The following is a 22,108-nucleotide window of genomic DNA, read 5'->3' as shown; positions in this document are numbered from 1 at the left end:
GGATTAGAATATCCAGCCTGCATGTTTGACAAAGTTACTCTGGAGCACCGTCGCCTGTTCCCATTCACCTGTAATGGCCAGCTGGTGGCATAGCCGGGTCAGTGACAGTCTTGCCAGCTGGTAAGACTGAATGCGAAACAGCCGATCCCGGTCGGGATTTTGCATTTCTACGACCAGTCGGTGATGAAGCTTACCCATGGCATGCAAATAACTCTGGTCGTCACCGTTCAGTTGGCAAAGTTCTGCCATATCCAGACAGGTATCATTGAACTGACGTAACTGCTGAACGGTACACTCAGCCCGGTCAAGTCTGGCCTGCGCCAGGTAAAAATCGACAGTGAGATCGCGAACCGAAAAACGGTATTCATCAAGTTTGTGCTGAAGCCAGGCGGAAACCGATAACGACATAACGCATCCTGATGCTGAATGATAATAATTATCATATTCAACTGAACAGCGATTGCAATTGGCAAATGAGAATTTTTTTCCGATTTATTTCACCTGTCGGTATAATCGGAAATAACAATCTGTTTACAACACAGAAAGGCGTAACCTATCAATAAAGGGTTTATCATAAAGTGATGATTTTAAAATTCACCAGTTATTAACAGGTTACGGGGTCGTGCTTCCTGCCGGTTTTGCGAATGCAAGCCTGGCTGAAGACGCTATGCTTAATAAATGCGCTGTTAAAAACAGCACCTAATGATTATCCCTGCAAAACAAGAGGTTGAAGTGATCAGTGAGATCACTACCATAGGGGGATAGCCTGAAAAGGTCCGGACTCACAAGAGGTAGCAACATGTCATCCGTGAATGCAGACTCTTTCTCACCTGACGAATATGTGTGGAAAGGGTTAACGCTGACCGAAACCGCAGCGAAACAAATTCTAAATCTGGCCGCAGAAAACCCAGAAGTCAAGGGGCTGCGTTTAGCGATTAAACAATCCGGTTGTGCCGGCTTTGGTTATGTCATGGATCTGGTGAAGCAACCAGAAGATGACGACCTGCAGTTTACCTACTACGGCGCAACATTGTTTGTACCGCTTCAGGCGATGCCATTTATCGATGGCACTGAAGTGGATTACGTCCGTGAAGGCCTGAATCAAATTTTTAAATTCAATAACCCTAAAGCTCAACACGCCTGCGGGTGCGGTGAAAGCTTTGGCGTCGAGTAAGTGAAATATGTCACGACACAGCGAAACATCTGACGATGTACAAATGTGGGAAGGCAAGCTCAATTATAAAGAGGGCTTCTTTACCCAGTTGCAAACCGAAGAATTTGCCAACGGCATCAATGAAGATGTCGTGCGCGCAATTTCGGCTAAGCGTAACGAGCCAGAGTGGATGCTGGAGTTTCGGCTTAAAGCTTTTCGTGCCTGGCTGGAAATGGAAGAGCCACACTGGCTGAAAGCGCACTACGAAAAGCTCGACTATCAGGATTACAGTTACTATTCCGCGCCGTCGTGCGGCAACTGTGACGATACCTGTGCGTCGGAGCCGGGAGCCACGCAGGCTTCAGGCGCGGCGCCTGCCAACGATTACCTGACGCAGGAAGTGGAAAACGCCTTCAACCAACTGGGTGTACCGGTGCGTGAAGGCAAGGAAGTGGCGGTTGACGCCATTTTTGACTCGGTGTCGGTGTCCACCACCTATCGTAGCAAGCTGGCGGAACAGGGCATTATCTTCTGCTCTTTCGGTGAAGCCATTCACGATCATCCGGAGCTGGTGAAGAAATATCTGGGCACGGTAGTCCCACCCAACGACAACTTCTTCGCTGCCCTGAATTCAGCGGTTGCGTCAGACGGTACCTTTGTTTACATCCCGAAAGGGGTGCGTTGTCCGATGGAGCTGTCAACCTACTTCCGTATTAACGCGGCGAAAACCGGTCAGTTTGAACGCACCATCCTGATTGCTGATGAAGACAGCTATGTCAGCTACATTGAAGGCTGTTCTGCACCGGTCCGTGACAGCTATCAGCTGCACGCAGCGGTGGTCGAGGTGATCATCCACAAGAATGCGGAAGTGAAATACTCCACTGTGCAGAACTGGTTCCCGGGCGGTGAAGGCGAGGGCGGTATCCTTAACTTCGTGACCAAGCGTGCGCTGTGTGAAGGCGACCACAGTAAAATGTCCTGGACGCAGTCGGAAACCGGGTCGGCCATTACCTGGAAATACCCGAGCTGTATCCTGCGTGGCGATCACTCTGTGGGCGAGTTCTACTCCGTCGCCTTAACCAGCGGACGCCAGCAGGCGGACACCGGTACCAAGATGATTCACATTGGTAAAAACACCCGGTCGACCATTATCTCCAAAGGTATTTCTGCCGGTAAAAGCCAGAACACCTACCGTGGCCTGGTGAAAATCATGCCGACGGCCACCAACGCACGTAACTTTACCCAGTGTGATTCCATGCTGATTGGGCCAGATTGTGGAGCACATACGTTCCCGTATGTTGAAACCCGCAACAACACCGCCCAGCTGGAGCATGAAGCGACCACTTCACGTATCGGCGAAGATCAGATGTTCTACTGTCTGCAACGTGGCATCAGTGAAGAAGATGCTATCTCAATGATCGTGAACGGCTTCTGTAAAGACGTATTCTCTGAGCTGCCGCTGGAATTTGCAGTGGAAGCACAAAAACTGTTAGCCATCAGCCTTGAGCACAGTGTGGGCTGATTGACGCCGTCACACGCGTTGCCGGAAGCAATGTGAAGGAATAAGTATGTTAAGTATTAAAGATTTACAGGTTAGCGTTGAAGACAAAGCGATCTTACGTGGTCTGAACCTTGAGATTAAACCAGGCGAAGTTCATGCCATCATGGGACCGAATGGTTCAGGTAAAAGTACGCTGTCTGCGACCTTAGCTGGCCGTGAAGACTATGAAATCACCGGCGGTTCAGTGACCTTTAAAGGCAAAGACCTGCTGGAGCTGGAGCCGGAAGAGCGCGCGGGTGAAGGGATCTTCATGGCGTTCCAGTATCCGGTTGAAATTCCTGGCGTCAGCAACCAGTTTTTCCTGCAGACCTCTGTGAACGCAGTGCGCAAATACCGTCAGCAGGATGAGCTCGATCGTTTTGATTTCCAGGATTTCATCGAAGAGAAAATTAATCTGCTCAAGATGCCTGAAGATCTGCTGACCCGTTCTGTCAACGTCGGTTTCTCCGGCGGTGAGAAGAAGCGTAACGATATTCTGCAGATGGCCGCGCTTGAGCCCGATCTGTGCATTCTGGACGAAACGGACTCCGGTCTCGACATCGATGCCCTGAAAATCGTGGCTAACGGCGTAAACAGCCTGCGCGATGAGAAGCGTGCGTTCATCATCGTCACGCACTATCAGCGTATCCTGGACTATATCAAACCTGATTTTGTGCATGTGCTGTATCAGGGCAAGATCGTGAAATCTGGCGACTTCTCGCTGGTGAAACAGTTGGAGGAGCAGGGTTATGGCTGGCTTACCGACGAAGAGTGATACTGCGCTGCAACAGTGGCACCACCTGTTTGAATCGCGCGGTGAACTGCGCTCCATGCAGGCACAGCAGCACTGGCAGCAGTTAATGCGTCTGGGCTTGCCCACGCGCAAGCATGAAAACTGGAAATACACGCCGCTGGATGGCCTGCTGGCACAGCACTTTGTGTTGCCTGAGTCTCAGGACGTCAGTGCTTCACAGGTTGAAGCGCTGGCTCTGCCGCTGGATGCTATTCGTCTGGTGTTTGTCGACGGCAAATTCCAGTCTGCGCTGAGCGCGACCGGGACTGATTTTTTCGAGATTCAGCACAGCGTTGCCGCTGAGCGTCGCGATCTGCCTGCGCCCGTTCAGCCAGAAGTCTTTCTGCATCTGACGGAAAGCCTGGCTGAAGAAGTGACCCATGTTCGTCTGCCGCGCGGTAAGGCGGCTTCACGTCCGCTTTACCTGCTGCACATCACCAGCGGCAAAGATGATGGCATGAACATCGTTCATTACCGTCATCATCTGCAACTGGAAGAGAGTGCAGAAGCGGAAGTCATTGAGCACTATGTCACGCTGAACGACAGCGCGCACTTCACCGGCGGTCGCTTTACCTTTGCTGTCGCTGATAATGCTACGCTGAAGCACACCAAGCTGGCCTTTGAAAGCACTAAAAGTTATCACTTTGCCCATAATGACATCGTGATTAACCGTGATGCGCAGGTGACCAGCACCAGCTTCTTACTGGGTGCGGGTTTAAGCCGTCATAACACCAGTACGCAGCTCAATGGCGAAAACACCCAGCTTTCTTTGAACAGTCTGGTGCTGCCCGTGAATCAGGAAGTGGCGGATACCCGCACCTATCTTGAGCACAACAAAGGCCACTGCCTGAGCCGTCAGATGCACAAAACCATCGTGCGTGACAAAGGGCGTGCGGTCTTTAACGGCCACATCAAAGTGGCGCAGCATGCGTTAAAGACAGATGGTCAGATGACCAACAACAATCTGCTGTTAGGCCGCCTGGCCGAAGTGGATACCAAGCCGCAGCTTGAAATTTATGCCGATGACGTTAAATGCAGCCACGGTGCGACCGTAGGCCGTATTGATGACGAGCAGATGTTCTACCTGCGTTCGCGCGGTATTGAGCAGGACGCCGCGCAGACCATGATCATTCACGCCTTTGCGGCTGAGTTAACCGAAACGCTGGAGAACCCCGTTCTTCGCCAGGCGGTGCTCCAGCGCATTGCTCAGCGTTTTCCAGGAGACAACTCATGATGAACTTCGATCTCGAGCGTATCAGAGCGGATTTTCCGGTTCTGAAGCGTGAGGTCAACGGTCATCCGCTGGCTTACCTTGACAGCGCGGCCAGCGCACAGCGTCCTTTGTCGGTCATCAATGCCGAAAGCCATTTCTACCAGCACGGCTATGCCGCCGTGCACCGCGGTATTCACACGCTCAGCCAGCAGGCAACCAGCGATATGGAAAACGTTCGCGAACAGGCGGCACGTTTTCTGAATGCGGCTTCTGCGGAAGAAATCGTTTTTGTTAAAGGTACGACGGAAGGCATCAACCTGGTTGCCAACAGCTGGGGGGGCAGTCAACTGCAACCCGGTGATAACCTGATTATCACGCAGATGGAGCACCATGCGAATATCGTGCCCTGGCAGATGGTGGCTGAACGCTGTGGTGCGGAAATTCGGGTACTGCCCCTGACCGACAACGGTGAGCTGGCGCTGGATCAACTGGCGGGGCTGATTGACAGTCGCACGCGCCTGCTGGCGGTCACCCATGTGTCCAATGTGCTCGGTACGGTGAATCCGGTCAAAGCCATCGTCGCGCAGGCCAGGGCAGCAGGTGTGGTTACCCTGATCGACGGGGCGCAGGCCGTGATGCACAGCGCCGTCGATGTACAGGATATCGGCTGCGACTTCTATGTGTTCTCCGGCCATAAGCTCTATGGCCCAACGGGCATTGGCGTGCTGTATGGCCGCAAGGCGCTGCTGGACATCATGCCGCCCTGGGAAGGGGGCGGATCGATGATTGGTGAAGTCCTGCTGCCCACCGGCACCACCTGGAATACGGCACCGTGGCGTTTTGAAGCCGGAACGCCGAATACCGGTGGCATCATTGGTCTGGGCGCCGCGCTGGAGTATGTTGAGGCGCTGGGACTGGATACGATTCATCAGCGGGAAACAATCCTGATGAATTATGCGCTTGATAAGCTCGCCTCCGTGCCGGATATCCAGATCTACGGTTCGCAGCAGCGTACCGGTGTGATTGCCTTTAACCTGGGCAAACATCACGCCTTTGATGTCGGCAGCTTCCTTGATCAGTACGGTATCGCGATTCGTACCGGCCACCATTGCGCTATGCCGCTGCTGCGCCATTATCAGGTCCCCGCGATGTGTCGCGCTTCTTTCACGTTCTACAACAGTGAAGACGAAGTGGATCGGCTGGCGGCAGGTCTGACGCGTATTCATCGCCTGCTGGGCGGCTGAACAACGTAAACGGAGTGATTCATGGCCACGTTGCCAGAAAAAGAGAAACTGGTGCGCAACTTTAATCGTTGCGCTAACTGGGAAGAGAAGTATCTGTACATCATTGAATTAGGTGCCAAACTCCCGGAATCGTCTGAAACACTGCACCAGCCTGAAAATGCCATTACCGGCTGTCAGAGTCAGGTGTGGATCAAGATGACCCCGCAGGCAGACGGTACGATCGCCTTTGAAGGTGACAGTGATGCAGCTATCGTTAAGGGACTGATTGCTATCGTATTTAGCCTTTATCAGAACCTGCAACCCGCTGAAATCGTGGCACTGGACGTTCGCCACTGGTTCAGCGAACTGGCCCTCGTTCAGCACCTCACGCCGACGCGCTCGCAGGGGCTGGAGGCGATGATTAAGTCAATTCGCCATACCGCTCAGAACCTCAGCTAAGATACACTCCAAAGACGCCATCCGGCGTCTTTTTACTGTCTGATGAGAACATCGCATGAAACCTGCTTTTTATATAGCCGGTGCATTGCTGCTGACCTGTTTTGGGCTCTCTGCACCCGGTTTTGCTACCGAATATCCCTTGCCGCCGCCTGGCAGCCGCCTGACAGGTGAAAATCTTGTTACCCAGGTGCCAGATAATAAACGCCCGCTGGAAGATATCGCTGCGCGTTATCAGGTTGGCCTGCTGGGCATGCTGGAAGCGAACCCAGGCACCGATCCGTGGTTGCCCAGGCCGGGTACACAGCTGACCATTCCGCTACAGATGATTTTGCCGGATACGCCACGCGAAGGCATTGTGGTAAACCTGGCGGAACTGCGGTTGTACTATTACCCAAAAGGTGAAAACAAGGTCATTGTGTATCCGATTGGTATCGGTCAGATGGGGATCATGACGCCCGTGATGGTGACCAGCATCAGCCAGAAAATCCCCAACCCCACCTGGACGCCTACCGCGAATATTCGCAAGCGCTACGCGAAAGAGGGCATTACCCTGCCTGCAGTGGTGCCCGCAGGCCCGGATAACCCTATGGGGCTGCATGCGTTGCGTATGGCGCGGGGAACCGGGCAATACCTTATCCATGGTACCAATGCCAATTTTGGTATCGGCATGCGCGTGAGTTCGGGTTGTATTCGCCTGCGCACGGACGATATTGAAGCACTGTTTAATGCGGTGCCGGTGGGAACGCGTGTGCAGGTGATTAACCAACCGGTGAAATATACCGTTGAGCCCGATGGCAAACGTTACGTTGAAGTCCATCAGCCCTTGTCGCGCAGCGAGAAAGACGATCCGCAAACCGCGCCTCTGGCCTTAAGTGCGGGCTTCAGGACGTTTATGAAGAGCGAGAAAAGTGACCAGGCCTTGATTAACGCTACGCTGACGCGCCGTTCGGGCATGCCGGTGCTGGTCAGTGCCGGTGAGCCGGTGCGGGATGAGGCAAGCGTCCTGACGGCACACTAATTAATGCGGGACAGGGCGCGAGTCCTGTCAGTGCAGTAACCGAAGCAGATTGAGGCGACAGGCCTGCCTGGACATAACCGATACGGAATGGGGCTAACGGACAGTCGCGACAGTAAACGAGGCAGGACAGGGCAAACGTGCTGTCGACGAACGACGCGGCATCAGTGAAAGAGAAGGCGTTAGTTGCGGATCAGCAGACAAAAAAAATGGTGCCACAAGGGCACCATTTTTAAAACCAAAACTCTTACTTACGGTAAGAGTGAGCCTGGTTGTCCAGACGCTGGTTAGCGCGAGCTGCGTCATCTTTAGCAGCCTGAACGTCAGAACGCACTGCGTTCACGTCGTTGCTCAGCTGGTCAACTTTAGCGTTCAGAGTCTGAACGTCTGAAGACAGCTGGTCGATTTTAGCGTTGCTTGAGCAACCAGCCAGCAGAGTTGAACCCAGGATTACCGCGCCCAGTACCAGTTTAGTACGATTCATTATTTATACCCTCTAGATTGAGTTAATCTCCATGTAGCGTTACAAGTATTACACAAAGCTTTTTAACTTGAGAATAATTTTTTGATAAGAACATGCTTAAACATGATCGTTCGCTCAAAGAAACAGCGGATCAAAGAAGAAGATAAAAAAATTTAGCTAAAACAGAGAGATTTAATCGGATTAACCTTAATTTCAGGGGCGTTTTTATTGTTGTTTTGGGCTGGCGTTTTCAGGAATCTGTATTACAAAGCCCATAAAAAAGCGCCTTTTAAGGCGCTTTCGATAATAAAGCCATAAACCCCGTATTACAGCACGTGTACCGATGCGGTATTCGTGGTTCCACTTGGCACCAGCGCGCCAGAAACCAGCACAACAACATCGCCTTTTTGAGCAAAACCGCTTTCCAGCGCCGCTTCTTTACCCAGACGATAGAAATCGTCAGTTGAGGCAATTTCGCTGACCATACGCGTCTCAATACCTTTGCTCAGAATCAACTGACGCGCTGTGGTGGCATTGGTGGTTAAGGCCAGGATGGTGGCGTTAGGGAAGTACTTACGCACGGCCTTCGCTGATTTACCGCCTTCTGTTGCGACAACGATAAGTGGCGCTTCCAGCTTCTCGGCGGTTTCAACGGCACCACGGCACACCGCTTCGGTGATACGCAGTTTGCGGTTGTCATTCTGCTCATCAATGCGCGGCTTCATCACGCGGTCGGTACGCTCACAGATGGTCGCCATGATGGTGACCGACTCCAGCGGATAACGGCCTTTCGCACTTTCGCCCGACAGCATGACGGCGTCCGTCCCGTCCAGGATGGCGTTCGCTACGTCGCCGGCTTCTGCGCGAGTAGGGCGTGGATTCTTGATCATGGAATCCAGCATCTGGGTGGCGGTGATAACAACCTTACGCGCCTTATTACATTTTTTGATCATCATCTTCTGCGCGAAGATCACTTCTTCAACCGGGATTTCAACGCCCAAATCGCCACGCGCGACCATGATGCCGTCAGACGCATCCAGGATCTCGTCGAAGTTGTTCAGGCCTTCCTGGTTTTCAATTTTAGAGATGATCTGAATATTTTCGCCGCCGTGCTGCTTCAGGTGCTCACGGATTTCCAGCACGTCAGAGCGCTTACGGATAAAGGACGCGGCAACGAAATCAACGCCTTGTTCACAACCAAAAATCAGGTCGCGTTTGTCTTTCTCGGCCAGCGCAGGCAACTGGATAGAAACGCCTGGCAGGTTAACACCTTTATTCTCACCTAAATCACCGTTGTTCAGGACTTCACAGATGACGCTGTTTTCGGTGACTTCAGTCACTTTCATGCCGATCAGACCATCGTCAACCAGAACGGTATTGCCGATTTTCAAATCGTTGGCAAAGCCAGAATACGTCACCGCAACACGTTCGCTGTTGCCAATCACGCTCTGGTCAGTGGTAAAAGTAAAGGTCTGGCCAGCTTTCAGTGACACATCATTGCCACCTTCCAGCTTCATGGTGCGGATTTCCGGACCTTTGGTATCCAGCAGAATAGCGGCAGGAATGCCAGTTTTTTGGGTGACAGCACGCATATTGGTGATGCGCTGACCGTGTTCTGCATAATCGCCGTGCGAGAAGTTGAGACGCATCACGTTCATGCCTGCTTCAAGCAGCTGGGTCAACATCTCTTCGGATTCGGTTTTTGGGCCGATAGTACAAACGATCTTAGTCTTTTTCATGACGGGTTATCTGTAAGTTGTGATGGATGATAAATAGGGTTTCGATGACAGCGCACCGAAATGAAAACGCTGGTTGAAAGAGAAAAGGGTGATACAGGATAAGAATAGGTGACGAAGGCCAGGCGTGCAGAGAAGTTGCGTGGTTAGTTGGCTTAACCACCGGGACGTTGTTGCGCAAACAATCTTAATTATCGTCATAAGCACGTAGTCGCTGAAACCTTTCAAGTAAACAACGCGGCCAGTATAATCACTAAGTATGCGAAAACCAATCGAAAAACAGTACGTAAAGGCAATGTAAATCAAGAAATGGGTCGTTGCGCAAGTGAAGAAAGGAAGTAAAAGAGTGGTGCGCTCTAATGGACTCGAACCATCGACCCCCACCATGTCAAGGTGGTGCTCTAACCAACTGAGCTAAGAGCGCAAAGTAAATTTGGTGCGTCCGAGTGGACTCGAACCACCGACCCCCACCATGTCAAGGTGGTGCTCTAACCAACTGAGCTACGGACGCACTTGGTGCGCTCTAATGGACTCGAACCATCGACCCCCACCATGTCAAGGTGGTGCTCTAACCAACTGAGCTAAGAGCGCAACATGCTGTCAGGGCGACAGCGGGGACGAATATTAACGACAGCGCAGAAGGCTGGCAAGGAGAAAAACGCAAAATTGCAAATGAATGAACATCATCTGTGCGAAGCGTCGTTTTTTTGAACGTAACGGGCCTGTTACGGCCCGTTCTGCTTTTAACGCGATGCGCGCGAAAGGATTAACGCGGCCGGGAGTTGCTGCAAACGCCGAACCCGCCACAGCATCATGACGGCGGCTGAGGTCAGGCCGACAATAAACCCACACCAGAATCCTGCCGGGCCCATGCGCGGCACCACCCAGTCGGTCAACGCCAGGATATACCCTGAAGGCAGCCCCAGTAGCCAGTAGGCGATAAAGGTTATAAAGAAAATAGACCTTGTGTCTTTGTAACCGCGCAGGATACCGCTGCCAATCACCTGAATGGAATCCGAAATCTGGTAAATGGCGGCCAGCATCATCAGTTGAGCAGCCAGCGTTACTACGTCGGGGTTATCGTTATAGAGCTGCGCAATGTGATGGCGGAAGGTCACCGTAAAGATCGCCGTAAGCACGGCCATACTCACGCCCACGCCCTGCGCGGTCCAGGCGGACACGCGCGCCTGTTCGGTTGATCCCTGACCCAGACGATAGCCCACGCGAATGGTTGTCGCGACGCCCAGTGACAGCGGCAGCACGAACATCAGTGAGCTGAAGTTCAGGGCAATCTGGTGACCGGCCACATTCACAATGCCCAGCGGGGAGACTAACAGCGCCACCACGGCAAACAGAGTCACTTCAAAAAACAGCGCCAGGGCGACAGGCAGGCCCAGACCGGCCAGACGTTTCAGAATGGCGGCCGAGGGCGATGACCAGCGCTGTTCAGGCCGGATATCCTGCATGCTGCGCATGCGCCGCACCCAAAAGCGCATACAGATAAACATCGCCCAGTAAACGGAGGCGGTGGCGACGCCACAGCCCACACCGCCCAACGCGGGCATACCAAAATGCCCATAGATAAAGACATAGTTGAGCGGAATGTTGAGCATCAATCCCAGAAAGCCCAGCACCATGCCGGGCTTGGTTTTAGACAGCCCTTCGCACTGGTTACGCATCACCTGAAAAAACAGGTAACCCGGCGCGCCAAACAGCAGGGCATGCAGATAACCTTCCGCTTTTTCAGCCAGCAGCGGATCGATATCGTGCATCGAGCGAATAAAATAGCCCGCGTTCCAGAGGACCAGCATGATGAGCAATGAGAGAAAAAACGCCAGCCAAAACCCCTGACGAATCTGTTCAGCAATGCGCTCGCGGCGACCTGAACCATTAAGTTGCGCAATGGTCGGCGTCAATGCCAGTAAAACACCATGACCAAACAGGATGGCGGGAAGCCAAATGGACGTGCCAACAGCGACGGCGGCCATATCCGTGGCGCTGACGGCGCCGGCCATAATGGTATCTACAAATCCCATCGCGGTTTGCGCCACCTGAGCCAGGATAACGGGAATCGCGAGGGCCAGCAATTGACGCGCTTCTGTTAAATACTTCTGCACGTAAACACCTGACTTGTGTGATTAATAAGGAAATGAGGACGACTTCAGGCGAAGTCGGCACTAGTGTAACTGCCGCAGCCGATTTCTCCAATCTTTGTCACGCTTTGCGGTTGCGCATCTCTCAGCACGTTGAAATCTAAAAGTTAAGCGCGCCTGTGATAAACTGGAGGCAAACGTCACAGAGGCAAAGATTATGTTTACCGGTATTGTGCAGGGCACCGCAGAAATCGTGTCCATTGAAGATAAAGGTTTATTCCGTACTCATGTTGTCCGGCTTCCCGCTGAACTGGTGCCAGGCCTGGCACTTGGCGCATCCGTGGCCCATAACGGCTGTTGCCTGACCGTTACCGAGATTAACGGTGATTTGGTGAGTTTTGACCTGATCAAAGAAACCTTACGCGTGACCAATCTGGGCGACTTGCGCCAGGGCGACGTGGTGAATATTGAACGCGCGGCCAAATTCAGTGATGAGATTGGCGGACACCTGATGTCGGGCCATATCATGACCACGGCAGAAATTTGCAAAATTATCCGCTCTGAAAACAATCGCGAAGTGTGGTTCAGGATTCAGGATCCTCTGCAGATGAAATACATCCTGCACAAAGGATTTGTCGGCATTGATGGCATCAGTCTGACTGTGGGTGATGTGACAAAAACGAAGTTCTGCGTCCATTTGATTCCTGAAACGCTGGAGCGCACCACTCTGGGAGCCAAAACCTTTGGCGATCGGGTCAACATTGAAATCGATCCCCATACACAGGCCATTGTGGATACGGTAGAGCGCGTGCTGGCGCAGCGTGAAGCCGCTGCCGTGAAGGCACTTGCGGAGCAGGCCGATCAGCCGGAAGCCGATCACGAATAAGGCCCGCCTGGCAACAATCTTGTTGTCATCCGCATGCGGGTATTGCAAAAAAAGCAGCCCTGTTATCAGGGCTGCTTTTTTATCGGGAAACCGCTGACGCGCCGTCGCGTTTCGTCGCCCCGGCATCTCAGCCAACCGACCTGAGCCGGTTCGGGCAATGCGCGGCGCCAAACCGCAGCGCGTCCTGTTACCGTGCTACGCGCAATCCCCCCTCTATGCCTCGGCTAAACACCACCTGCCATAGCTGGATCTCGCGGGCGCGAAACGCACCCGCGCAGGCATTCAGATAGTACGTGAACATGCGGCGGAAGCGTTCGTCATAGCGCCCGGCAAGCTGCGGCCAGGCATGTAAGAAGCGTTCGTGCCAGGCCATCAATGTCGTGTCATAGTCCGCGCCAAAGTTATGCCAGTCTTCCATAATAAAATGGGGTTCGCTGACGTCGGCGATATGGCGCAAAGAGGGCAGGCAGCCGTTCGGAAAGATATATTTGCCAATCCAGGGATCGACATGCATATCCGTTTTGATCGCGCCTATTGTGTGAAGCAGGAAAATCCCGTCAGGCTTCAGGTTGCGATCGACCGTAGCAAAATAGGTGGGGTAATTTTTAGGCCCGACATGTTCAAACATGCCCACGGACACAATGCGATCAAACTGCTGATCGAGATCGCGGTAGTCCTGCAACAGGATTTGGACATCCAGCCCCTCACAGCGCTGTTGAGCCAGTTTTTGTTGCTCTGCCGAGATGGTTACGCCCTGAACGCTCACGCCATAATTTCTGGCGGCAAAGGCCGCCAGGCCGCCCCAGCCGCAGCCGATATCCAGCAGGCGCATTCCCGGTTTGAGTTGCAGCTTGCGGCAAATCATATCGAGTTTGGCTTCCTGCGCCGCCTCAAGCGTGGTGGCGTCTTTCCAGTACGCGCAGGAATACTGCATGTAAGGATCCAGCATCAGGCTGAAGAGATCGTTGCCTAAATCGTAGTGGGCTTTACCCACCTGCCAGGCCCGCTTTTTGGATTGCAGGTTCACCAGACGCGCCAGCGCAATACGCAGGATGTCCTGAATATGATGCGGCAGTTGCTCATCGAGTTTATGCTTCAGCGCCCGATGAAAAAACATATCCAGCCGCTCGCATTCCCACCAGCCATCCATATAACTCTCGCCCAGGCCCAGCGATCCTTTCTGCAGAACGCGTTTGAAAAAATCGGGGTGTTTAACCTGAATATCCCAGGGCCGCGAACCGTTAATTTCAATATCGGCTTTTTGCAGTAACTCCTGAACGATGCGATACCAATGGTTACGTTCGATGCCTACTTCTTCTACACATGATGAACTCATAGCCACTCCATCACCAGAACCGTCAGAACCTGAGAAAAAGCAGGAGCTGTTTCTCAGGATTATGAGAAAAGTCACAGATGACGCCTTGCGCCAGACAACAAAAAGGGTACAGAGAAGAGAAAACGTCGGTATCCATGCAGCGTTGCTCACACAGATGCCGTCACAGCCTGAAGGCTGTGTGAAACATTTTTATTATGATGACAGTGCGAGTGGGTCTGGCAGAGGAGGCACACTGGCAGACCCTGATTCAGTCAGTGAAAACGGGTAACACGCAAATCGTTGCCTCAGTGATTATCCTGGCAGGGATGTGCAGATGAGGCAATATCAGTTTGTGCGCCGGCGCGGCGCTGTAGCTGATAGCCCATCCATGCCAGACCAATCGTCACCATCATAATTAGCGTGGTCGTAAACAGAGCCTGGATCAAGCCTGCGGACACCGCAAGGCTGGCGGCAAAACAGAGTCCGAGCTGAAGCGTGTTCTGCAATGCCGCCGCTTTCCCGGTGGCATTTGGGAAGGGCAGCAGCGCACTGGACACCACAATCGGATAAATCGCGCCATTTGCCAGCGCCATGCCGCAGAACGGCACCAGTAACGCCGTGAGTGACGGGCTTCCCGAAAGCGCGACGGCAAACAGCGCCCCGACACTCAGACTATAGACGCCGAGCAACCACGGCAGCAGCGTTGCGCCAGAAAACCGGTTGAGCAGCGCACGGCAGCCAAACCCGCCGATTAAAAAGGCGATGGTCTGGGGAATATAACTGAGCCCGATATCCGCAGGAGACAGACCAATATCAGCCAGAATAAACGGCGAACCCGTCAGCCATGCAAAAAAACTGGCCGAGCAGGCGGAATACATCAGTACGTTACCGCTGTAGGCGCGTGCGCGCAGCAGCGTCAGAAACCCAGGCTGCGGAGCAGAGGAACGTTGATTTTTTTGCGGCGAAGGCAGGCGCAGCGTGACCAGGATGAGCGCCACAGCAATTCCCGTCAGCACCGCAAAAATGGCGCGCCAGTGAAAATGGCCGATCAGCCAGGCGCCCAGTAACGGTGCCAGGGCGGGAGACAGCGCGACGAGCGGCATAATGGTAGCAAAGACTTTATTGGCCTGTGACTGAGGATAGCGATCGACGACCAGCGCCTGCCAGCTGACGGCCGCCGCGCACACGCCGATAGCCTGCACAAAACGCAGTACCAGCATCAGGATCACATTATCTACCCACAACATACCCGCACAGCCCAGAGCAAACAGGGCGAGGCCTGCCAGCAGCACCGGCTTACGCCCCAACCGATCAGATAAGGGGCCCCAGACCAGTTGACCACAGGCAAAACCGGCCAGAAACAGACTCATGCTGGCGCTGATCATCCCGGCTGACGTGCTAAAACTTTGCTGCATAGCGCCGAAGGCGGGCAGGTACATATCGGTTGCCAGAAAGCCCAGCATACTGAGCACGGCAAGATAGGGAATAAAGCCTTTTGAAGCGGACATCGGGTTCTCATCAGTTGCAGAATAAACGCGGGGCAGTGTAAAAGCTGTACTTCACGCTGTGAAACGGTAAAATTTGCCTGTTGCTGTTAAAAATTTTGAAGGCAAATTATGTGGTCTGAATATGCGCTGGAAGTGGTGGATGCGGTCGCACGCGGTGGCAGCTTTAGCGCGGCCGCCCAGGAACTGCACCGTGTGCCTTCTGCCATCAGCTATACCGTTCGCCAGCTGGAAACCTGGCTGGCTGTGCCGCTGTTTGAACGCCAGCACCGGGAGGTGATTCTCACCCCGGCGGGCGAGCATTTTGTGCGGGAAGGGCGCAGCGTTATCAAAAAAATGGATGCCACACGACGTCAGTGTCAACAGCTCGCCAACGGCTGGCGCGGTCAGATTGGTATTGCCGTCGACTGCATCGTCAAACCGCAGCGGACCCGGCAGTTTGTCAGGGATTTTTACCGCCATTTTCCCGACATGGAGTTGCACATCAGCTATGAGGTCTTTAACGGCGTCTGGGATGCGCTGGCAGACGGGCGAGTGGATGTGGCGATAGGTGCGACACAGGCGATTCCGGTGGGGGGGCGTTTCGCCTTTCGCGATATGGGCACCCTGAACTGGCGTTGCGTGGTGGCGCGTCAGCACCCTCTGACGCAGGTTGCTACGCTGGATGATGAGGCGTTGCGCAACTGGCCTTCTCTGGTGCTGGAAGATACGTCGCGCGCGTTACCGCGTCGTATGACCTGGGCGCTGGATAACCAACGCCGGCTGGTGGTCCCGGACTGGCAAACCGGTCTGGACTGTGTGCGCGCCGGTTTGTGTGTCGCGATGATACCGGGCCATTTAGCGCGGCCCTTACTGGACAGCGGCGAGATGGCAGAGCTGAACTTACCGCAGGCGTTTCCGGAAAGTCCCTGCTGCGTCAGCTGGGCGGAAGATCGCGCATCACCGGCGCTGGGGTGGTTACTCCAGTACCTGGGCGATGCGCAAACGCTAAATCAGGAGTGGTTGAGCGAGGATTAACGGCGATAATCGCGATAAGGACCATAGCCCACCGAGCGTCGCTCAATAAGCGTCGGGTGGACTTCAATCGTCTGCGACTCTTCCCGCTTACTGGTGATGCGATCTAACAACATCTCCAGCGCCTTCTCACCCAACTGGGCTTTAGGCTGATGCACCGTGGTCAGTGCCGGGGTGAAATAGCGCGCATTGCGCACATTGTCGTAACCGATGACGGAGATATCCTGCGGCACGCGCAAGCCCATTTCGTCGGCCGCGCAGATTGCGCCCATCGCCATGATGTCGCCCCCACAGAATACGGCGCTTGGGCGCTGCTTCTGTGACAGAATCTGCTGCATGGCCTGATAGCCAGATTCGGGTTCAAAGTCACCCTGCACAATCCATTCGGCACGTGGCTGAATACCCGCTTCTTCCAGCGCCTTGAGGAAACCGGCATGGCGACCGCCTCCCGTGTTACGCTCCATCTGGCCGGGAATGGCACCAATATCGCGATGACCACGCTCAATCAAATAACGTCCCGCCAGATAACCGCCCTGGAAAGCATTGTCCAGTACGGTATCGGTAAAGTCGGCACGGGATTCGCCCCAGTCCATCACCACCATCGGAATATTGCGGTTCGCTTCCAGCATTTGCAGCAGATCATCCGGATACTCTGAACACATCACCAGAAGCCCGTCAACGCGCTTTTGCGCCATCATTGACAGATAGGCGCGCTGTTTTTGCAGGTCATTATGTGCGTTGCCCAGAATCAGGGTATAGCCTTTATCGAAGCAGTGATTCTCAATGGCTTCGATAATTTCAGCAAAGTAGGGCGCTTCACTGGACGTGGCGAGCAGGCCCAGCGTTTTGGTGTGATTCACCTTCAGGCTACGCGCGACTGCGCTGGGAGAATAATGCAGTTCCCGAATCGCTTCCCACACCGCTTCGCAGGTATTTTCTGCGACAAAGCGCGTTTTATTGATGACGTGTGAGACGGTCGTGGTGGACACGCCCGCACGCTTCGCCACATCTTTAATTGTTGCCATGTAAATCGAACTCCCGGGCTTATCTAAATTATTGATAAGCATATTGTTAAACGTTTGCGTCAGCGGACGGTTATTTCTGCGAAAAACATCGCTTTTCTGTCCGGTATTGAGTCATCAGGGCAGGAAATAACGTCTGAAAAGGGCGCGGACGCAACCGATATTGCGCGCTGTTGCGCAACAAAGGGGGGATTCTAACAAGGCTGTGCGGATAAAACGAGATTTTTACCCACGCGTATGTGAAAATGCTTTCACCTTACAAACGTCAGGGTTAAAGGAGAGGGGATGAGTACCGATTTAAAACTGTCATTAATGACGACGGCAGCCGCACTGTTAATGATCATCGCGTTTAGCTTCACCGCTATTCTGCACTAGTCGCATTCGTTTGCAGCGAGGCTATACTGGCTGACTGGCTGACTGGCTGACTGGCTGACTGGCTGACTGGCTGACTGGCTGACTGGCTGACTGGCTGACTGGCTGACTGGCTGACTGACTGGCTGACTGGCTGACTGACTCGCTGACTGCGCGTCCAGCCTTGCCGGTGATACGTCCTGTCTGTCAGACCGTATCACCGGCAGGTGCGGCATTTTCGCCCGCAACACCCGGCTGCACAATCGGGGTGAGGTGGGCAATAAAAAAGCCGGGAAGTTGCCTTTCCCGGCTTTTTTGTATGAAGGACGTTTAGCGAACGGTCTTTGGCGTCATAACGCGACGCGCACCAATATAATGGCGCTGCCAGTAATCTTCGCTCAACGCACTGATTTGAATATCTTTACCGGTACGCGGTGACTGAATGAATTTACCGTTGCCCAGGTAAACCCCGACATGATCTGCGGTTCCACGCCCGTTGATGCGGAAGAAAACCAGATCGCCTTTTTCAAGGGATTCGCGGTTGACCGGTGCTGCATCCCGCAGATGGTACATTTCGTTAGCGGTACGGGGGATCTTAAACTTCACGACGTCTTTGTAGGCGTACCATACGAGGCCACTGCAATCAAAACCCGTATGGGGCGATTTGCCTCCCCACTGATAACGCTTGCCAAGTTGCCCCATCAGTTTTGCCATCGCCGTTTCACGCGCTTTCTGGTAACGCTGGCGATGCGCTTTACTCATTTTAATGGTGCCGGTTTCGGTATTGTCTGCCGTTAACGCCTTCGCAGCACGTTGATGACCATACCGTTTTTTGCTGGCGGCATTGGCGGCGACTTTTTTGCTCAGCGTCTTGTGCGAGGCAGTCGTTTTAGCGAGCGTTTTGTGCGTGGTGGTGTGAGAGGTCGTTTTGCTGGTTTTCGTGGTCTTACTGACTTTCTGAACAGCGGAGGTGCGACTTTTTTTAGATGAGGCTTTAACCGCGCGTCGTTTGCGCCGATCATCGTCGCGCGCACTTTTTTTCTCTACCTTATGCAAGCTGGCCTTAACCGTCGCATGCGGGGAGGCAGCAGCGATGTTAAAGAAGAGTTGCGCAAAAGCCAGAATAAGAAGCGTAATGATTGAACGCATAGTCCGTTTACTGGTTAAGCTGTCAGATCAAACAGGTCTCTGACAAAGTTAAGAAAAATCTGATCACCGATCAGCGCCGAAGTCATTCTAGTCCAGTTTTTTTTAAAAGAGTAAGTCCTTTTTTTATTAATTGATGGCCTGGATAAAAATCAGGCATAAATCAGGAATTTCAGTCTCTTATAACAGCAAATTCATTGCAAATTATGAATACATTCATAGTCTTTGTCACAGTTTCCTGCGAATGCCTGACCAGCCTACTTAGCAAACATGGCGATTTAACGTCGGACGAACCAAAATCTCGTTTTCAGTCCTGGCGTGAAGTCGCTACAATAAAGAAACACGAAGTGACGAATTAAGGAAGGCAATAATGAGTACTGTAGAAAAAATTCAGCGCCAGATCGCAGAAAACCCGATCCTGCTGTACATGAAAGGTTCGCCGAAACTGCCAAGCTGCGGTTTCTCTGCGCAGGCGGTCCAGGCGTTGTCTGCCTGTGGTGAGCGCTTTGCTTACGTGGATATTCTGCAGAACCCGGATATTCGCGCAGAGCTGCCAAAATACGCCAACTGGCCCACGTTCCCGCAGTTATGGGTTGATGGCGAACTGGTCGGCGGCTGCGACATTATTGTTGAAATGTTCCAGCGCGGCGAGTTGCAGCCGTTAATCAAAGAAACCGCTGAGAAGTTTAAAGAAGCGGAATAACTGAAAAAGGCCGACCTCGTCGGCCTTTTTTACGCGCGTTACTCGGTTGTTTCTCCACCCGTCGCCGACGCTTCCGTTACAGCTAACGGCCAGCCTCCCAGCCGTTTCCAGCGGTTAACCAGCTCACAAAATAAGGTCGCCGTTTGCTGTGTATCATAGAGCGCGGAGTGCGCCTGACTGCTGTCGAACGCCATTCCTGCGGCTTTGCAGGCTTTCGCCAGCACGGTCTGTCCCAGCACCAGTCCGCTCAGCGCGGCCGTGTCGAAGGTCGCAAAGGGATGAAAGGGATTGCGTTTCAGGCCCGCACGTTCCGCCGCCGCATTCATAAAGTTCAGATCAAACGTGGCGTTGTGAGCGACCATGATGGCGCGGTTGCATCCGGTCTCTTTGATGCCTTTTCGCACCATTTTAAAAATGGCATGCAGGGCCTCATATTCGCTGACTGCGCCGCGCAAAGGATTCGTGGGATCGATGCCCGTAAACGCCAGCGCTTCAGGGTGCAGAAGCGAACCGACAAAGGGTTCCACATGAAAATGCAGCGTCTCGTCGTGATGAAGCCAACCCTCATCATCCATTTTCAGGGTGATGGCAGCGACTTCCAGCAGCGCATCGGTTTGCGCATTAAAGCCCGCCGTTTCAACATCGATCACGACAGGATAAAAACCACGAAAGCGTTGATTGAGTGCGTTGGGGGAAGACGATTCAGACATCAGGATCTCATTGCAGAAAAAGGGCAGCGCGTAGTATGCCAAAAAAGCGCACTCTCTGCAGCAGATGTGGGCGAGGGAAGTAAGAATCAGCCTGCAGGAGGCAGGCTGATGGGCGGTAACGGTTAGTTACCGAGGCCGTGACCGGCATGTTTGTTTTCGATCAGCTCGATCTTATAACCGTCAGGATCTTCAACGAAGGCGATGATGGTGGAGCCGCCTTTCACCGGGCCCGCTTCACGGGTCACGTTGCCGCCGTCGTTACGGATACGTTCACAGGTCGCCGCGACATCATCAACGCCCAGCGCAATGTGGCCATAAGCATTCCCCAGGTCGTAGCTGTCTACGCCCCAGTTATAGGTCAGTTCAATCACCGCGCCTTCGCTCTCTTCGGTGTAGCCGACGAACGCAAGCGTATATTTATATTCAGCATTTTCGCTTTGACGCAGCAGACGCATGCCCAGCACACGGGTGTAAAAATCGATTGAGCGTTGTAAATCGCCAACGCGCAGCATGGTATGAAGTAAACGCATAGTTTCCTCTTTAAAAAAACGTCATCCCCGGATGACATAAATACGCAGTATAGCGACGATCATCGCCAAACAATAACCGCAGCCGTAACACCTTCTCACGGCTGCCTGCTGTTTTACAGCGCAGGATAATCAGTATAGCCCTCTGCGCCACCGCCGTAGAACGATTCGGGACGTTGTGGGTTAAGCGGAGCATCTTTTTGTAAACGCTGCGCCAGATCCGGGTTGGCGATGTAGTCACGACCAAACGCAACGGCATCGATCAGGCCACGGCTGATCAGGTCATCGGCTTTTTCGACGGTGTAGGCGCCGGCACCAATGATGACGCCCGGGAAGGTATCCCGCACTTTCTGGCGGAAAGCGTCGCTGTAAGGCGTGCCGCCTGCCCAGTCCGGTTCGGACATGTGCAGATAAGCGATGTTGCGTTTTGCCAGCTCAGCGATAAACCACAGCGCATCTTCTTCTTCGTTCGGACCGTTATCCAGGTTCTGGAAACTGCCAACAGGCGACACGCGAATACCTACGCGGTCTGCGGACCAGTGAGCAATGGCGGCATCGACGACCTCCAGCGCAAAACGGCCACGGTTTTCCACGCTGCCGCCGTAGGCATCGGTACGATGGTTAGACGACGGCGACAGGAACTGATGCATCAGATAACCATGAGCAGAGTGCAGTTCCAGCAGGTCGAAATCAGCTTCACGCGCATTGGCGGCTGCCTGACCAAAATCCGCCACAATCTGCTGGATTTCACTGACGCTCAGCTCGCGCGGCATCGAGGTATCTTCGCGATACACGCTGCCGTCTTCAGCACGCAATGAGGTGCGGGTGCCTGCCGGAATGGCGGATGGTGCAACCGGTGCCTTACCTTCAGGCTGAACGCTGTTATGTGAAATGCGGCCGGTGTGCCAAAGCTGGACTGCGCTGTGGCCGCCTGCCTGATGAATGCCTTCATTGATGACTTTCCACGCGGCAATTTGTTCCTGCGTGTGCAGGCCTGGCGCGCCCGCATAACCTTTCGCCTGGAAGGAGACCTGAGTCGCTTCAGTGATAATTAACCCCGCACCCGCACGTTGGCGATAGTATTCGGCCATCAACGGCGTCGGGATATCGCCCGGTTCGATGCTACGTAAACGCGTCAGTGGGGCCATAAAGACACGATGAGGAACGGTAATTGCGCCCACTTTTAACGGACGAAACAACTGAGTACTCGCCATAACAACTCCTTTCAAGTAGACCGGTCG

At 53.5% G+C, this 22,108-nt stretch carries 22 protein-coding genes and 3 tRNA genes; 11 read left to right on the top strand and 14 right to left on the bottom strand.

The genetic code is table 11. The features are described 5' to 3' along the window. Positions 1-3 precede the first annotated feature (3 nt). A complete protein-coding gene (locus GC087_RS13135) occupies positions 4-408 on the bottom strand; it encodes a hypothetical protein (RefSeq protein WP_054633897.1) in 405 nt (134 codons plus the stop codon). Positions 409-799: 391 nt separating this feature from the next. Here GC087_RS13135 and sufA point away from each other — a divergent pair, with 391 nt between their 5' ends. The 7 genes from sufA to GC087_RS13100 are packed head-to-tail and all read left to right on the top strand — an operon-like array spanning position 800 to position 7,399. Next, on the top strand, positions 800-1,174 hold the full coding sequence (sufA, locus tag GC087_RS13130; RefSeq protein ID WP_006118971.1) for a Fe-S cluster assembly scaffold SufA: 375 nt from the start codon (positions 800-802) through the stop codon (positions 1,172-1,174). Between the two features lie 7 nt (positions 1,175-1,181). After that, a complete protein-coding gene (gene sufB, locus GC087_RS13125; protein WP_033741147.1) occupies positions 1,182-2,675 on the top strand; it encodes a Fe-S cluster assembly protein SufB in 1,494 nt (497 codons plus the stop codon). Positions 2,676-2,721: 46 nt separating this feature from the next. After that, the gene (sufC, locus tag GC087_RS13120) at positions 2,722-3,468 is read left to right on the top strand and encodes a Fe-S cluster assembly ATPase SufC (protein ID WP_006118973.1); all 747 of its coding nucleotides are present in this window, start codon (positions 2,722-2,724) and stop codon (positions 3,466-3,468) included. After that, on the top strand, positions 3,443-4,720 hold the full coding sequence (sufD, locus tag GC087_RS13115) for a Fe-S cluster assembly protein SufD (protein ID WP_324028480.1): 1,278 nt from the start codon (positions 3,443-3,445) through the stop codon (positions 4,718-4,720). Before sufC ends, sufD begins: the two co-directional genes overlap by 26 nt. Beyond that, the gene (gene sufS / locus GC087_RS13110) at positions 4,720-5,943 is read left to right on the top strand and encodes a cysteine desulfurase SufS (RefSeq protein ID WP_324030627.1); all 1,224 of its coding nucleotides are present in this window, start codon (positions 4,720-4,722) and stop codon (positions 5,941-5,943) included. The genes sufD and sufS overlap by 1 nt, the downstream gene beginning before the upstream one ends. Positions 5,944-5,964: 21 nt before the next feature. Then, positions 5,965-6,381 carry a cysteine desulfuration protein SufE gene (gene sufE / locus GC087_RS13105; RefSeq protein ID WP_006118976.1) on the top strand — a complete coding sequence of 139 codons (417 nt, stop codon included), beginning with the start codon at positions 5,965-5,967 and terminating at the stop codon, positions 6,379-6,381. A gap of 55 nt (positions 6,382-6,436) precedes the next feature. After that, the gene (locus GC087_RS13100) at positions 6,437-7,399 is read left to right on the top strand and encodes a L,D-transpeptidase family protein (RefSeq protein ID WP_033741150.1); all 963 of its coding nucleotides are present in this window, start codon (positions 6,437-6,439) and stop codon (positions 7,397-7,399) included. Between the two features lie 244 nt (positions 7,400-7,643). Here the strand turns inward: GC087_RS13100 and GC087_RS13095 are convergent, their stop codons facing one another. The 6 genes from GC087_RS13095 to GC087_RS13070 form a co-directional block, all read right to left on the bottom strand. Continuing rightward, positions 7,644-7,880 (bottom strand): major outer membrane lipoprotein, encoded by a 237-nt coding sequence (locus tag GC087_RS13095; protein WP_006118977.1) that lies wholly within the window; start codon positions 7,878-7,880, stop codon positions 7,644-7,646. Between the two features lie 305 nt (positions 7,881-8,185). After that, a complete protein-coding gene (pykF, locus tag GC087_RS13090) occupies positions 8,186-9,598 on the bottom strand; it encodes a pyruvate kinase PykF (RefSeq protein WP_033741152.1) in 1,413 nt (470 codons plus the stop codon). Between the two features lie 344 nt (positions 9,599-9,942). Next, positions 9,943-10,019 (bottom strand) — tRNA-Val (locus tag GC087_RS13085). Positions 10,020-10,029: 10 nt separating this feature from the next. Next, a tRNA-Val gene (locus GC087_RS13080) sits at positions 10,030-10,106 on the bottom strand. 3 nt (positions 10,107-10,109) lie between these two features. Continuing rightward, positions 10,110-10,186, bottom strand: a tRNA-Val gene (locus GC087_RS13075). A 152-nt stretch (positions 10,187-10,338) separates the two neighbouring features. After that, positions 10,339-11,712 carry an MATE family efflux transporter gene (locus GC087_RS13070; RefSeq protein WP_006118979.1) on the bottom strand — a complete coding sequence of 458 codons (1,374 nt, stop codon included), beginning with the start codon at positions 11,710-11,712 and terminating at the stop codon, positions 10,339-10,341. Between the two features lie 193 nt (positions 11,713-11,905). Between GC087_RS13070 and GC087_RS13065 the strand changes: the two genes are divergently transcribed. After that, the gene (locus GC087_RS13065; RefSeq protein ID WP_033741155.1) at positions 11,906-12,574 is read left to right on the top strand and encodes a riboflavin synthase; all 669 of its coding nucleotides are present in this window, start codon (positions 11,906-11,908) and stop codon (positions 12,572-12,574) included. 187 nt (positions 12,575-12,761) lie between these two features. Here GC087_RS13065 and cfa read toward each other — a convergent pair whose 3' ends face one another. Together cfa and punC are read right to left on the bottom strand one after the other, a co-directional pair. Further along, the gene (gene cfa, locus GC087_RS13060; RefSeq protein WP_033741158.1) at positions 12,762-13,910 is read right to left on the bottom strand and encodes a cyclopropane fatty acyl phospholipid synthase; all 1,149 of its coding nucleotides are present in this window, start codon (positions 13,908-13,910) and stop codon (positions 12,762-12,764) included. 284 nt (positions 13,911-14,194) lie between these two features. Further along, positions 14,195-15,397: a purine nucleoside transporter PunC gene (gene punC, locus GC087_RS13055; RefSeq protein WP_205950100.1), complete on the bottom strand. Its 1,203-nt coding sequence runs from the start codon at positions 15,395-15,397 to the stop codon at positions 14,195-14,197. Between the two features lie 108 nt (positions 15,398-15,505). On the opposite strand from punC, the gene punR reads away from it, so the two are divergent. Then, a complete protein-coding gene (gene punR, locus GC087_RS13050; RefSeq protein WP_110267577.1) occupies positions 15,506-16,411 on the top strand; it encodes a DNA-binding transcriptional activator PunR in 906 nt (301 codons plus the stop codon). On the opposite strand, the gene purR is transcribed toward punR, so the two are convergent. Next, positions 16,408-17,433, bottom strand: a complete 1,026-nt coding sequence (purR, locus tag GC087_RS13045; RefSeq protein ID WP_006118983.1) for an HTH-type transcriptional repressor PurR — start codon at positions 17,431-17,433, stop codon at positions 16,408-16,410. The genes punR and purR overlap by 4 nt on opposite strands. Positions 17,434-17,715: 282 nt before the next feature. On the opposite strand from purR, the gene GC087_RS13040 reads away from it, so the two are divergent. Beyond that, positions 17,716-17,805 (top strand): cytochrome bd-I oxidase subunit CydH, encoded by a 90-nt coding sequence (locus GC087_RS13040; protein ID WP_100208612.1) that lies wholly within the window; start codon positions 17,716-17,718, stop codon positions 17,803-17,805. Positions 17,806-18,111: 306 nt separating this feature from the next. Here GC087_RS13040 and GC087_RS13035 read toward each other — a convergent pair whose 3' ends face one another. After that, positions 18,112-18,930, bottom strand: a complete 819-nt coding sequence (locus GC087_RS13035; RefSeq protein WP_164481865.1) for a C40 family peptidase — start codon at positions 18,928-18,930, stop codon at positions 18,112-18,114. Positions 18,931-19,294: 364 nt separating this feature from the next. On the opposite strand from GC087_RS13035, the gene GC087_RS13030 reads away from it, so the two are divergent. Further along, positions 19,295-19,630 (top strand): Grx4 family monothiol glutaredoxin, encoded by a 336-nt coding sequence (locus GC087_RS13030; protein ID WP_170317969.1) that lies wholly within the window; start codon positions 19,295-19,297, stop codon positions 19,628-19,630. A gap of 38 nt (positions 19,631-19,668) precedes the next feature. Here the strand turns inward: GC087_RS13030 and rnt are convergent, their stop codons facing one another. From rnt to GC087_RS13015, 3 genes are all read right to left on the bottom strand, one after another. Continuing rightward, on the bottom strand, positions 19,669-20,340 hold the full coding sequence (rnt, locus tag GC087_RS13025) for a ribonuclease T (RefSeq protein ID WP_006118986.1): 672 nt from the start codon (positions 20,338-20,340) through the stop codon (positions 19,669-19,671). Between the two features lie 122 nt (positions 20,341-20,462). Beyond that, positions 20,463-20,870, bottom strand: a complete 408-nt coding sequence (gene gloA / locus GC087_RS13020) for a lactoylglutathione lyase (RefSeq protein WP_033741163.1) — start codon at positions 20,868-20,870, stop codon at positions 20,463-20,465. Positions 20,871-20,983: 113 nt separating this feature from the next. After that, positions 20,984-22,081 (bottom strand): alkene reductase, encoded by a 1,098-nt coding sequence (locus GC087_RS13015; RefSeq protein WP_324028479.1) that lies wholly within the window; start codon positions 22,079-22,081, stop codon positions 20,984-20,986. Between the last annotated feature and the right edge of the window lie 27 nt (positions 22,082-22,108).

The sequence above is a fragment of the Pantoea sp. JZ2 genome (assembly GCF_035191405.1).
GTDB classification, from domain to species: Bacteria; Pseudomonadota; Gammaproteobacteria; order Enterobacterales; family Enterobacteriaceae; genus Pantoea; species Pantoea stewartii.
The sequence above is the reverse complement of the archived record's forward strand: the minus strand, read 5'-3'. Positions and strand labels throughout refer to the sequence as shown.

Excerpts from the sequence above, each read along its gene's own strand:
- GC087_RS13095 (WP_006118977.1), bottom strand. The coding sequence starts at position 7,880 with ATGAATCGTACTAAACTGGTACTGGGCGCGGTAATCCTGGGTTCAACT.
- rnt (WP_006118986.1), bottom strand. The coding sequence starts at position 20,340 with ATGTCTGAATCGTCTTCCCCCAACGCACTCAATCAACGCTTTCGTGGT.
- purR (WP_006118983.1), bottom strand. The coding sequence starts at position 17,433 with ATGGCAACAATTAAAGATGTGGCGAAGCGTGCGGGCGTGTCCACCACG.
- punR (WP_110267577.1), top strand. The coding sequence starts at position 15,506 with ATGTGGTCTGAATATGCGCTGGAAGTGGTGGATGCGGTCGCACGCGGT.
- sufD (WP_324028480.1), top strand. The coding sequence starts at position 3,443 with ATGGCTGGCTTACCGACGAAGAGTGATACTGCGCTGCAACAGTGGCAC.
- sufC (WP_006118973.1), top strand. The coding sequence starts at position 2,722 with ATGTTAAGTATTAAAGATTTACAGGTTAGCGTTGAAGACAAAGCGATC.
- sufA (WP_006118971.1), top strand. The coding sequence starts at position 800 with ATGTCATCCGTGAATGCAGACTCTTTCTCACCTGACGAATATGTGTGG.
- sufS (WP_324030627.1), top strand. The coding sequence starts at position 4,720 with ATGAACTTCGATCTCGAGCGTATCAGAGCGGATTTTCCGGTTCTGAAG.
- sufE (WP_006118976.1), top strand. The coding sequence starts at position 5,965 with ATGGCCACGTTGCCAGAAAAAGAGAAACTGGTGCGCAACTTTAATCGT.
- GC087_RS13015 (WP_324028479.1), bottom strand. The coding sequence starts at position 22,081 with ATGGCGAGTACTCAGTTGTTTCGTCCGTTAAAAGTGGGCGCAATTACC.
- pykF (WP_033741152.1), bottom strand. The coding sequence starts at position 9,598 with ATGAAAAAGACTAAGATCGTTTGTACTATCGGCCCAAAAACCGAATCC.
- GC087_RS13100 (WP_033741150.1), top strand. The coding sequence starts at position 6,437 with ATGAAACCTGCTTTTTATATAGCCGGTGCATTGCTGCTGACCTGTTTT.
- sufB (WP_033741147.1), top strand. The coding sequence starts at position 1,182 with ATGTCACGACACAGCGAAACATCTGACGATGTACAAATGTGGGAAGGC.
- GC087_RS13135 (WP_054633897.1), bottom strand. The coding sequence starts at position 408 with ATGTCGTTATCGGTTTCCGCCTGGCTTCAGCACAAACTTGATGAATAC.
- GC087_RS13040 (WP_100208612.1), top strand. The coding sequence starts at position 17,716 with ATGAGTACCGATTTAAAACTGTCATTAATGACGACGGCAGCCGCACTG.
- GC087_RS13035 (WP_164481865.1), bottom strand. The coding sequence starts at position 18,930 with ATGCGTTCAATCATTACGCTTCTTATTCTGGCTTTTGCGCAACTCTTC.
- punC (WP_205950100.1), bottom strand. The coding sequence starts at position 15,397 with ATGTCCGCTTCAAAAGGCTTTATTCCCTATCTTGCCGTGCTCAGTATG.
- GC087_RS13065 (WP_033741155.1), top strand. The coding sequence starts at position 11,906 with ATGTTTACCGGTATTGTGCAGGGCACCGCAGAAATCGTGTCCATTGAA.
- gloA (WP_033741163.1), bottom strand. The coding sequence starts at position 20,870 with ATGCGTTTACTTCATACCATGCTGCGCGTTGGCGATTTACAACGCTCA.
- cfa (WP_033741158.1), bottom strand. The coding sequence starts at position 13,910 with ATGAGTTCATCATGTGTAGAAGAAGTAGGCATCGAACGTAACCATTGG.